Raw genomic sequence first — 3,070 nt, forward strand, 5'->3', positions numbered from 1 at the left:
GGCCTGCGGCCAGCGCTGCCAGCCACGGATTGCCCGTTTTGAACTGCACGATGAAGGCGAAGAACGCGCCCATGATCATCATGCCTTCCACGCCGAGGTTGAGCACGCCCGAGCGTTCGGTGATGAGTTCGCCCATGGTGGCGTAGAGAAGCGGCGTGCCGGCGAGCACCGTGGCGGCCAGCAGCGCGACGAAGATATCCCAGGTCATGCCGCACCTCCCTGGCTGCGACCCGTTCTCACAAAGGTGTAGGTGTAGAAGAATTGTCCGGCGAGCACGCAGAGCAGAATGCAGCCTTCGAGAATGCCGCCGAAGGCCGCGGGCACCTGCATGTCCACTTGCAGATTGTCCGTGCCCACGAGAAGCCCGGCCAGGAATATGGAAAAGAGCGCGATGGAAGGCGTGCGCAGGCGCGAGAGCCACGCCACCACGATGGCGGTGTAGCCGTAGCCCGTGCAGAGGCTGGGCTGGAGCCGGTTGAACGTGGCCGAAACCTCCACGCATCCGGCCATGCCCGCGAGCGCGCCGGAAAGCGTGAGCACGAAGACCAGCAGAAAGCCGTAGGGAATGCGCGCGTACCTTGCCGCCCGCGGATTTTCGCCCGCGGCGCACAGTTCAAAGCCGAGCCTCGTGCGCTGCAAAAATATGGAAACCGCCACGGCCGCCGCGAGGCACACCAGAATGCCCGCATGCACGTAGCCGATGACCTCGGGGAAGATGGCTTCGTCGGGGAACATGGCCGTCATGGGGAAGCCCATGCTTCCGGGATCCTTCCACGGGCCGTACACGAGATAACGCATGAACTCGATGCCTATGTAATTGAGCATGAGCGTGGAAATGATTTCATTGAGGCCGAACTTGAGCTTGAGCAGACCGGGCAGCATGCCCCACAGGCCGCCGGTGACGGCCGCGCACGCCAGCATGGTGAGGAGCATGGCCGGCATGGGCAGCTCGGGAAAGGTGAGCACGGCCCAGGTGGCGCCCACGCCGCCGAGGGCGAACTGTCCTTCCGCGCCGATGTTCCACACCTTCATGCGGAAGGCGATGGACACGCCGAGCGAGCACAGAAAAATGGGAATGGCCTTGAGCATGGTGTCCTGAAGCGCGTGCAGGCTTCCGAACCCGCCCTGAAACAGCACCACGGCGGCTTCGACGGGCGACTTGTCCTGAATCATCAGCAGCAGGGAACAGAACGCCAGGGCGATGAGAAGCGCCGCCGGCAGCACGACAAGCCCGGCCCAGCGATGAGGGGTCTGCCGTCTGACGACTCTGAAACCGTCCATGATTCCTCCGAAAATATCTTGATGCCCCGGATGGCTATGCTTCCGGCGCGGTTGCATGTCATGATGGCCGCAGGGCGGAACGTCGGCCTTTCGCTCCTGCGTTCTGTGCCCGCGTTCGTCGGGCTGCTCCGCCTGCACGGCTTTGCGCGTGCGGTCTGCGCGCTCTGCCCCGTCTGAGCGAGGGGCGGCAACGCTTTTCTCGAGCTGCCGCGTATCCCGCCTGCGCGGCGCACGGATGCCGAACCTTTGCCTTCGCGCATCCGGCAAGAGCGGAAGTCCGCGGGAGCGCCCGCCCCGCAGGGCCGGACACATCGCCACGGACCGGAAAATAAAAAGCCCCGTCCTCACCGGACGGAGCTTTCCTGAAATGTTACTTGGTGGTTCCTACCACGCCTTCCACGAACCAGTCCATGGAGAGCAGCATGTCATCGGGCGCAACCTGACCTTCGGCCACGCGCACCTTGCCTTCCTGATCCTTCACCGGGCCGGTGAACACCTGATACTTGCCGGAAACGATGTCGGCCTTCACGGCGTCCACCTTGGCGCGCACGTCGGCGGGCACCATGTCGCCGTAGCGGGAGATGTCCACAATGCCGTCGCCGATGCCGTACCAGTAGTTGCCGTTCTTCCAGGTTCCGGCGCGGTATTCGTCGATGAACTTCTTGTAGAATTTGTTCCAGTCCCACACGGCCGCCACGAGATGAGCCTTGGGCGCGGCGGCGGACATGTCGGTGTTGTAGCCCACGGAATACGCGCCGCGCGCTTCGGCGGCGGTCTGCGGGCCCGCGGAATCCTGATGCTGGGCAATGACGTCCACGCCCACGTCGAGCAGACCTTCGGCGGCCTTCTTTTCATCGTCGGGGCTGTACCAGGTGCGGGTCCAGACCACGCGCACCTTGGCGTCGGGGTTCACGGCGCGAACGCCGAGCGTGAAGGCGTTGATGCCGCGCACCACTTCGGGAATGGGGAACGACGCCACATAGCCGATTTCGTTTTTCCTGGTCATGGAGCCGGCCACCATGCCGGTGAGGTAGCGGGCCTGATACATTCTGCCGAAATAGCAGGTCATGTTCTTGCTGTGCTTGTAGCCCGAGCAGTGCAGGAACGTGATGTCGGGGTTGCGCTTGGCCATCTTGGCCATGGCGTCCATGTAGCCGAAGCTCGTGGCCACAATGACGTTGTAGCCCTTGGAGCACATGTTCTTGATGGCGCGCTCGGCGTCGGGGCCTTCGGGCACGCTTTCCATCATGGTGGTTTCCACGTCAGGCATGGCGTCCATCATCTTGCGGCCCTGATCGTGCGTCCACGACCAGCCCTCGTCGCCCACAGGGGAAACATAGATGAAGCCCACCTTGATCTTCTTCGCGGCCTCTTCCGCATGCGCGGAGGAAACCAGCGGAGAAAGGGCCATACCGCAAACGGCAAGGCATGCCGCGGCATAGTTGAGAAAACGCATCCCGAACTCTCCCGTGTTAAAAAATGATGACCGACGCCCCCGCCCATGCAGGCGCGCCACAAACTCGCGGGGCCGCAGCGCTGAAAAAACGATGCCTCTCCCGCCGGTAAAAAAGGAACTCTAACCCATTATTATGCGCTCTTCAAGCCTCGAAAACCCTTCCGCCCCGCGGAAAATCGGAGGAAGGGAGAGAGCCGGGGAGGCGACGGGGGAAGCGACGGGGGAAGGAGGGAAAACTTTTGGGCAGATTGTCAAATGAATTGCAACAGAAAGAGATTCCCGTCTTCCCGTAAAAACTCGACAGTCGATCGATAACCAAACTTCTTGCGGGGG

At 62.5% G+C, this 3,070-nt stretch carries 3 protein-coding genes; all 3 read right to left on the reverse strand.

Annotated elements, in window-relative coordinates; all coding sequences use genetic code 11:
• Positions 1-208: ABC transporter permease subunit (locus tag ACZM96_RS10405; RefSeq protein WP_489488967.1), on the reverse strand; the 208-nt coding region annotated here is incomplete at its 3' end.
• Positions 205-1,281 (reverse strand): ABC transporter permease, encoded by a 1,077-nt coding sequence (locus tag ACZM96_RS10410; protein WP_489488969.1) that lies wholly within the window; start codon positions 1,279-1,281, stop codon positions 205-207. The genes ACZM96_RS10410 and ACZM96_RS10405, both read right to left, overlap by 4 nt.
• 370 nt (positions 1,282-1,651) lie before the next feature.
• Positions 1,652-2,737, reverse strand: a complete 1,086-nt coding sequence (locus tag ACZM96_RS10415; protein ID WP_489488971.1) for a BMP family ABC transporter substrate-binding protein — start codon at positions 2,735-2,737, stop codon at positions 1,652-1,654.
• Between the last annotated feature and the right edge of the window lie 333 nt (positions 2,738-3,070).

The organism is Mailhella sp., from assembly GCF_057866825.1.